The following is a 4,223-nucleotide window of genomic DNA, read 5'->3' as shown; positions in this document are numbered from 1 at the left end:
GGCATCTCCGGGGCCATCCAGCATCTGGCGGGCATGTCCTCATCCAAGGTGATCGTGGCGATCAACAAGGATGAGGATGCGCCCATCTTCGCCAAGGCGGACTACGGCATCGTCGGGGACCTCTTCGAGGTGGTTCCGGCGATCACGGAAGCCGTCAAGAAATTGAAAGCCCAGATATGAACCTTCACCTGGTCAGCCTCGGGTGCGCCAGGAACCTGGTGGACAGCGAGCACATGCTGGGACGGCTCCGGGAGGCCGGCTGGCGCATCGTCGAGGGTCCCGACGACGCCGACGTCATCATCGTCAACACCTGCAGCTTTATCGAATCGGCAGCGGATGAATCCATCGACACCATCCTCGAGCTGGCCCGTTACAAGACGGAGGGGGCCTGCCGCGCCCTCATCGTCACCGGCTGTCTTCCCGAGCGCTACCGGGAGGCCATCGGCCGGGAACTGTCCGAGGTCGATCTCTTCCTGGGCACCGGGGCCTTCAACCAGATCGTAACGGCTGTTGAAAGCGTCATAGGCAATCTGGAAGGGGAACGCTGCATCCTGCCGGATCCGGATGCCATCCCCGTCTCCAACCCCGACGCTCCCCGGGTGCAGACATTGCCCCACTCAGCCTACATCAAGATCGCGGAAGGGTGCAGCCGCTCCTGCACCTACTGCATCATCCCCAGGCTCAGGGGACGCCAGAAAAGCCGGCCGGCCGGCGAGATCGTCGCCGAAGCCCGCCGCCTCGTCGCGGCGGGCACCCGGGAACTCGTGCTGGTGGCCCAGGATTCCACGGCCTATGGCCACGATCTGACCGGAGGCATGGGTCTTGGCGGGTTGCTCCGCCGCCTTTCGGACATCGACGACGACATCTGGATCCGCGTCCTTTACGGCCACCCCGAAAGCATCGACGACGACATCATCCGCACCATGGCCGAACGCCCCAACATCTGCCCCTACTTCGACCTCCCGATCCAGCACGCCAGCGACCGGGTGCTCCGGAGAATGGGGCGGCGTCACACCCAGGCGGACCTTTTCCATCTCTTCGAACGCATCCGGGAGTTCGCCCCCCAAGCGTCGCTTCGCACCACCGTCATCGTGGGCTTTCCCGGGGAAACCGACCAGGATTTCAAGACGCTTCAATCTTTTGTGGAAACGGTCCGCTTCGACCACCTCGGCGTGTTCACCTATTCCGACGCCGACGACCTGCCATCCCACCGTTTGGATGCCCATGTCTCCCGAAAAACGGCCCGAAAGCGCCATGACCGGCTCATGTCGCGCCAGCGCGATATCTCGACTGAGAAAAACGCAGCCTATCTCGACCGCACCCTCGATGTCCTGATCGAGGAATCGCCGGAGGCGGATCTCTTTCTGGGCCGCACCGCTTTTCAAGCCCCAGAGGTGGACGGACTGGTCTATGTGAAGGGCCGGGAGCTTCCCCTCGGCCGCTTCGCCCCGGTGACGATCATCGACACCCTCGAATACGACCTGGTGGGAGAAGCCCGATGAGCAACGATTTGAAACAGCGGATCATGTCCCGCGTTCAGGAGGACGTAATCGCCATTGAAGCCGCGCTCCGGAAAAATCTGGACGCCCACCTCCCCATCGTATCCGACGTGGCCGGCCACATCCTCTTCAGCGGCGGAAAGCGGCTCCGACCACTGCTCATGGTCCTCTCCGCCAGGCTCTGCGGATACGACGGCGGCCGGGAAATCTTCTTCTCGACAATATTCGAATACCTCCATACGGCCACCCTGCTCCACGACGATCTCGTGGACGGCGCGGGCCTCCGCAGAGGCCGCGCGGCCGCCCACTCGGTCTGGGGAAACGAGGTGGCCGTTCTCGTCGGGGATTTCCTGCTGGCCCGATCCCTGACCATCGCCTCGGAAACCGGCATGACCGATGTCATCAAAGTCATCGCGGGCATCACCGAAAACATGTCCCAGGGAGAGATCCACCAGCTGACCCGGAAGAAAAACCTGGATCTGACGGAAGCCGAATACCTGGAGATCATCCGACGGAAGACCGCAGTGCTCATGGAGGGGGCCTGCCGGGTGGGGGCACTCATATCCGGTGCGGCCAAAGACCGCGCTTCGGCTTTGGGCGCCTACGGATACCATCTGGGCATCGCCTTCCAGATGGCGGACGATCTTCTGGACTACACCGCGGATACCGCTGTTCTGGGCAAGGCCGTCGGTGCAGACCTGCGGGAGGGCAAACTCACCCTTCCCGTCATTCGGGCGCTGTCGGCCGCGGGTGAACGGGACCGGGAGACAATGGCCCGGATCATCACAGACGAGAATTTCTCGGTCGACGATTTCAACACTCTGGTCCGCCTGCTGGTGTCCCTGGGCGGCATCGAAGACACGAAGGCGGAAGCCGAGTTCCATGTGACCGCGGCCAAAACGGCGCTTTCAATCTTTGCGGATTCGTCCGATCGGAGCACGCTCGAGGACATCGCCGATTACGCCCTCAGCCGAAAGCATTGATCCGGAAACGATCCGGTCAAAAGACACCCATCATCATTTCAATGGAGGTTATGACGACCATGCGTGTGCCTCTCACTCTCTTCGTGCGGAACTTATTCGCCCTGCTCCCAATCGTTTTGGCCGTCCTGGCCGCCCCCGTCGCAAACGCCGAAACATCCCAACCTCAGGAGGACCCCGCGAACGTCGTCACCATCATCGCCACACGACCGATCCAGGACGGCAACATCGCATCGGCCAAGGCGGAGGCCATTGCGGCCGCCCTCGCCGCCGCCGTGGACCAGGGGGCGATGGCGATCTTTTCACCCGAAGCGATCGCCAGGGAATTCAAGATCTACAGCGCAACGGTCACCCCCGGCACGGAAGCCTTTATCGAGAATTACAAAATCCTTGGCGAGGCATCGTCGGGAGGATACTATCGGATCATGATGCAGGTCACGGTCTCAATGGACCAGCTCAAGTCGAGCCTGGGGAAATTTCAACCGGCAGCCGGAACCGATACGGCCTCCGGTGAGAGCCCCGCACCAGGATCTGTTGACGCCATCGAACGCCCCAGAATTCTTTTTCTCCTCTCTGAGCAGAGCATCAATGACGTCGCCCCTCGGTTCTGGTGGGACGAAAGCAGCGCCCCGGTCACCAGCCTCGTGGAGGCCGCCATCGCGCGGAAAGCCCGGGAGGCCGGATTTGTCGTCCTTGAGCACGGCACCACTCCCCCCGATGTTCCCGTCAAGGCCGCCGTCATCTTTCAACCGGATCTCAGCAACCGGGACGCCTCTGAAATCGGGCGGATCATGGGGGCAGACGTGGTCATCGTCGGAAAGGCCATCGTCTATGCCGTCTCGGATACCGGAGCGGGTGGGGATCCCGCCTACAACGCCACCATCTCGGTTCGGGCCGTACAGGCCGAAAACGACCGGGAGATCGCATCCGGCTTCGAGACGGCGGTTCGACAGCATCCCAACGAAATCGATGGGAGCGAGGATGCCCTGACCGCCGCAGGCCTTCAGGCCGCAAAACAACTGATTCCGGCCATCGCTTCCGCCTGGCAGGACATGGCCCGTTCCTCCGAAGGCCTGACCGTAACGGTTACGGGGACCCGAAACCTGGGGAATTTTGTTCGTTTTCGCCAGGTGCTGCGGGATCTGCCGGGTGTCCGAAACCTGCAGATCCTGGAAATCAGGGCGGACGAGGCCGTCATCGCGCTTCATTTTGAAGGAGACACCCAGACTCTGATGGACCGCCTGTCCGGCCAGACCTTCGAACTGTTCACCGTCGAGATCCGGAGCGTGTCTGAAAAAGCGCTGCACATCGACCTGGTGCCCAAATAAATTGGCCGACAGCTGAAATCTTTTCTTGACAAATGCCGGGAGACTTGGTAGCTAACCCATCACCTTCATGGAGGCACGTAGCTCAGGGGGAGAGCACTACCTTGACACGGTAGGGGTCGTTGGTTCAAATCCAATCGTGCCTACCACCAAAAAACAAGGGTTTACGGCTTAGGCTGTAAGCCCTTTTTTAGTTTTCTGTTACCGGTTTTTCAAAAACCATAATTTCCAATCGACGAGCAGCGTCCTGAACTGCCGTGCACGACTTGAATTGGACACTCCTCCATCAGATAAAAACCTCGGCTTTAGCTCGATCCCCAGGCAGCGGCTTTTTTCTCAACAGCTGCTCCGCAACGCGGGTAGCTCGTGAATTCAAGGTTTAGTACCCCGGATAAAGCCGCCACCACTGGTCATCAGGC

3 protein-coding genes, 1 tRNA gene and 1 pseudogene are annotated in these 4,223 nt (G+C 60.9%); all 5 read left to right on the top strand.

What is annotated here, in order from left to right; translation table 11 throughout:
* A pseudogene (locus AB7S84_RS16790) lies at positions 1-180 on the top strand (electron transfer flavoprotein subunit alpha/FixB family protein); the annotation flags it as partial.
* Entirely contained in the window at positions 177-1,502 is a 1,326-nt protein-coding gene (gene rimO / locus AB7S84_RS16785; RefSeq protein ID WP_020876292.1) for a 30S ribosomal protein S12 methylthiotransferase RimO, read from the top strand. The pseudogene AB7S84_RS16790 and the gene rimO, both read left to right, overlap by 4 nt.
* Positions 1,499-2,482, top strand: coding sequence for a polyprenyl synthetase family protein (locus AB7S84_RS16780; RefSeq protein ID WP_020876291.1), 984 nt, complete (start codon positions 1,499-1,501; stop codon positions 2,480-2,482). Before rimO ends, AB7S84_RS16780 begins: the two co-directional genes overlap by 4 nt.
* A gap of 50 nt (positions 2,483-2,532) precedes the next feature.
* Positions 2,533-3,807, top strand: coding sequence for a hypothetical protein (locus AB7S84_RS16775; RefSeq protein ID WP_428155912.1), 1,275 nt, complete (start codon positions 2,533-2,535; stop codon positions 3,805-3,807).
* A gap of 71 nt (positions 3,808-3,878) precedes the next feature.
* A tRNA-Val gene (locus AB7S84_RS16770) sits at positions 3,879-3,953 on the top strand.
* The last annotated feature ends 270 nt before the right edge of the window (positions 3,954-4,223 follow it).

Source organism: Desulfococcus sp. (assembly GCF_050178255.1).
Taxonomy (GTDB): Bacteria; Desulfobacterota; Desulfobacteria; order Desulfobacterales; family Desulfococcaceae; genus Desulfococcus; species Desulfococcus multivorans.
Note: the sequence above shows the minus strand (reverse complement) of the source record. Positions and strands in the feature narration are given on the sequence as shown.

Excerpts from the sequence above, each read along its gene's own strand:
- rimO (WP_020876292.1), top strand. The coding sequence starts at position 177 with ATGAACCTTCACCTGGTCAGCCTCGGGTGCGCCAGGAACCTGGTGGAC.
- AB7S84_RS16780 (WP_020876291.1), top strand. The coding sequence starts at position 1,499 with ATGAGCAACGATTTGAAACAGCGGATCATGTCCCGCGTTCAGGAGGAC.
- AB7S84_RS16775 (WP_428155912.1), top strand. The coding sequence starts at position 2,533 with ATGACGACCATGCGTGTGCCTCTCACTCTCTTCGTGCGGAACTTATTC.